The sequence below is a fragment of the Betaproteobacteria bacterium genome (genome assembly GCA_016791345.1).
In the GTDB taxonomy this organism is placed as follows: domain Bacteria; phylum Pseudomonadota; class Gammaproteobacteria; order Burkholderiales; family JAEUMW01; genus JAEUMW01.
Genome location: JAEUMW010000298.1, coordinates 1 through 3,333 on the forward strand (window position 1 = coordinate 1; position 3,333 = coordinate 3,333).

Genomic DNA, 3,333 nt, shown 5'->3' on the forward strand with positions numbered 1-3,333 from the left:
GGCGACGGCACGGGCTTCTCCGCAGCCGGCGCTGCGGGCTCGGCCTTGTGCGTCGCCATCACGCCCCGATCCCTCGACTTGTTCGCCGAGAAATACGTGAGCCCGAGGCTGGTCACGAAAAACACGGCCGCCAATATCGCCGTGGTGCGACTCAGGAAGTTCGCGGATCCGGTGGCACCGAACAGGCTTCCCGATGCCCCGCTGCCGAATGCCGCGCCCATGTCCGCACCCTTGCCGTGCTGCAATAGCACTAGGCCGATCACGACCAGTGCCGCCAGCACGTGCAAGACCATCATCACCACTTCCATGCCTGATCCGCTCTCTGTCTCGTTCAAACCCACGCCCGGTGCGGTCCGGACGTGGATCCGCCACCGGCGTTACTTGCCGCCACCCGCTGCGCAGATGGCGAGAAAATCGTTCGCGACGAGCGATGCACCGCCGATGAGACCGCCGTCGATATCTCCCATCGAGAGCAGGCTCGCCGCGTTGTTCGCCTTGACGCTGCCACCATAGAGGATGAGCAGGTTCGCGGCTACCTTCGCGTCGAGCTTCGCGACCCGCGCGCGGATGAATGCGTGCACCGCCTGGGCCTGGTCCGGCGTCGCAGTGCGGCCGGTTCCAATGGCCCAAACCGGCTCGTAGGCTACGACGACCCGCGCGAAATCCGCCGCACCGAGGGCGCTCGTGACTGCGTCGAGCTGCTCGCCCACGACCCGCTCGGTAATGTCGGCTTCGCGCTCCGCGAGCGTCTCACCGACGCACACGATGGGCACGAGACCCGCGTCGAGCGCCGCCCGTGCCTTGCGCGCGACGAGCGCACTGTCTTCGCCATACAGCGTGCGCCGCTCGGAGTGACCGACGATCACGTACTTGCAGCCGAACTCGCGCAGCATTCCGCCGGCGACTTCGCCGGTGTACGCGCCCTTCGCAAATTCGCTCAGGTTCTGCGCGCCCCACGTCACCGTGCTGCCGGTCAGCGCCTGCTGTACCTGCGCGATGTATGGGAATGGCACGCAGACTGCCGCTTCCACGCTTGTCCCGTCCGGCGCACCCTTGCGGACCGCATCGAGCAGCGCCGCGTTTTCCGTGAGACTGCCGAACATCTTCCAGTTACCGGCCACCAGCTTTTTTCGCATTTTACCCCCCTTGCAAAGCCCGCAGATGGTATCGCCTCGACCCCGCCCGGTCAACGCCGGGTTCGATGCCCGCGGCGATCTCGCTAGCCGAAACGCCCCGTGATGTAGTCTTCCGTCTGCCTGTGCTTGGGCTTGAGGAAGATGGTGTCGGTGAGATCGAACTCGATCACTTCGCCCAGATACATGTACGCCGTGAAGTCGGAGACGCGCGCTGCCTGCTGCATGTTGTGGGTGACGATGACGATGGTGACCTTGCTCTTGAGGTCGTTCACGAGTTCCTCGATGCTCGCCGTCGCGATCGGGTCGAGCGCGGAGGTCGGCTCGTCGAAGAGCAGGATCTCGGGATCGGTGGCGAGCGCGCGCGCGATGCACAGGCGCTGCTGCTGACCGCCGGAAAGATTGAAGGCAAGATCCTTCAGCCGATCCTTCACTTCCTCCCACAGGGCGGCACCGCGCAGGGCCTCTTCCACCTTCTCGTCGAGAACGCCCTTGCGGTTCACGCCGCGCACGCGCAGACCATAGGCGACGTTCTCGTAGATCGACTTCGGAAACGGATTGGGTTTCTGGAACACCATGCTGATGCGCATGCGCACCTCGATCGGATCGACGTCCGCCGCCAGGATGTTCACGTTGTCCGGATAGAGCCTGATCTCGCCCTCGTAGCGATTGCCTGCATACAGGTCGTGCATGCGGTTGAAGCAGCGCAGCAGGGTCGACTTGCCACAACCCGAAGGCCCGATCAGGGCCGTCACCCGCTTCTCGTGGATCGGAATGCTGATGCGCTTCAACGCCTGGAAGTCGCGATAGAAGAAGTTGAGCTGATCGACCGACGACTTGACGGGAAGATCGGCGATGCGGTGCACGGCCGCCATGTGAGTTCCTACCACTTCAGGTTCTTGCGCAGACGATAGCGCAGCCAGATTGCAAGTCCGTTCATGAGCAGCGTCATCACCACCAGCACGATGCCCGCCGCCGCGGCGTTCACCTGGAACGCCTCCTCCGGCCGCGACACCCAGTTGAACATCTGGATCGGCATCACGGTGAAGGGCGCCGTCAGCCACTCGAAGGACAAGAACGGGAACGTGCCGGTCAGCGGCGGCGGCGGCAGGAAAGCGATGAAGGTGAGCGCGCCGATCGTGATGATGGGCGCCGTCTCGCCGATCGCGCGCGCGAGACCGATGATGACGCCGGTAAGGATGCCCGCCGAGGAATAGGGAATGATGTGATCGCGCGTGGTCTGCCACTTGGTGGCGCCGAGCGCGTAGGCGCCTTCGCGGATGCCGACCGGTATGGCGCGGATCGCCTCGCGCGTGGCGACGATGACCACCGGCAGAATCAGCAGTGCGAGTGTCAGGCCCGCCGACAGGATGCTGCGGCCGAAGCCCAGCGCATAGACGAACACACCGAGCGCGAGCAGGCCGTAGACGATGGAAGGCACGCCCGCCAGGTTCGTCACGTTGATCTCGATGATGTCCGTCAGCCAGTTCTTGGGCGCGTATTCCTCGAGATAGACGCCGGCAGCCACGCCGAGCGGCACCGCGGCGAAGGCGGTCACGAGCATCACCAGCACCGAGCCCACCCACGCCGAAAGAATGCCGGCCTGGCCCGCCTTGCGCGACGGAAAACTGGTGAAGAACTCCGGTGTCAGGCGCTCCCAGCCATGCCATACCATGCTGAAGAAGAGCGCGGAGAACGCGAGCACGCCGATCATGAGACAGAGCACCCCGATCAGGATGAAGGCGCGGTCGCGCCGCTTGTGCTGGGCGATGAGCTTGCGAATCGCCTCGATGCTCGCTGTGTTCTTGTCGTTGTCCGTACCCATGGCTCAGTAGGCCTCCCGGTAGCGCCGGCGCAGCCAGTGCCCGCCGATGTTGAACCCGAGCGTCATCAGGAGCAGCGTCAATCCCGCAGCGAAGATCGTCTGATAGCCCACGCCGCCGTGCGGCAGATCGCCAAGGCTGACGGCGACGATGTAAGCCGTGATGGTCTGCGCCGGCTCCATCGGATTCACGGTGAAGTTCGGCTGATTGCCGGCCGCGATCGCGAGCACCATGGTCTCGCCCACCGCGCGTGAGATGCCGAGAATGTAGGCGGCCGCGATCCCCGACAGCGCCGCCGGGACGACGACCTTGGCCGCCGTCTGCAGACGCGTTGCGCCCATCGCGAACGATCCTTCACGCAGAGACATCGGCACCGC

Annotated in this window: 5 protein-coding genes; all 5 read right to left on the reverse strand. The window is 64.8% G+C overall.

All coding sequences use genetic code 11. The annotated features are described in order from the left end of the window. Positions 1 to 308, reverse strand: a 308-nt coding sequence (secG, locus tag JNK68_11995; GenBank protein MBL8541077.1) for a preprotein translocase subunit SecG, incomplete at its 3' end; no start/stop codon positions are given. A gap of 69 nt (positions 309 to 377) precedes the next feature. Further along, positions 378 to 1,136 carry a triose-phosphate isomerase gene (locus JNK68_12000; protein ID MBL8541078.1) on the reverse strand — a complete coding sequence of 253 codons (759 nt, stop codon included), beginning with the start codon at positions 1,134 to 1,136 and terminating at the stop codon, positions 378 to 380. Between the two features lie 83 nt (positions 1,137 to 1,219). Next, positions 1,220 to 2,008 carry a phosphate ABC transporter ATP-binding protein gene (gene pstB, locus JNK68_12005; GenBank protein ID MBL8541079.1) on the reverse strand — a complete coding sequence of 263 codons (789 nt, stop codon included), beginning with the start codon at positions 2,006 to 2,008 and terminating at the stop codon, positions 1,220 to 1,222. A gap of 8 nt (positions 2,009 to 2,016) precedes the next feature. Beyond that, a complete protein-coding gene (gene pstA, locus JNK68_12010) occupies positions 2,017 to 2,958 on the reverse strand; it encodes a phosphate ABC transporter permease PstA (GenBank protein MBL8541080.1) in 942 nt (313 codons plus the stop codon). A 3-nt stretch (positions 2,959 to 2,961) separates the two neighbouring features. Beyond that, the coding region (locus JNK68_12015) for an ABC transporter permease subunit (GenBank protein MBL8541081.1) at positions 2,962 to 3,333 on the reverse strand (372 nt) is incomplete at its 5' end.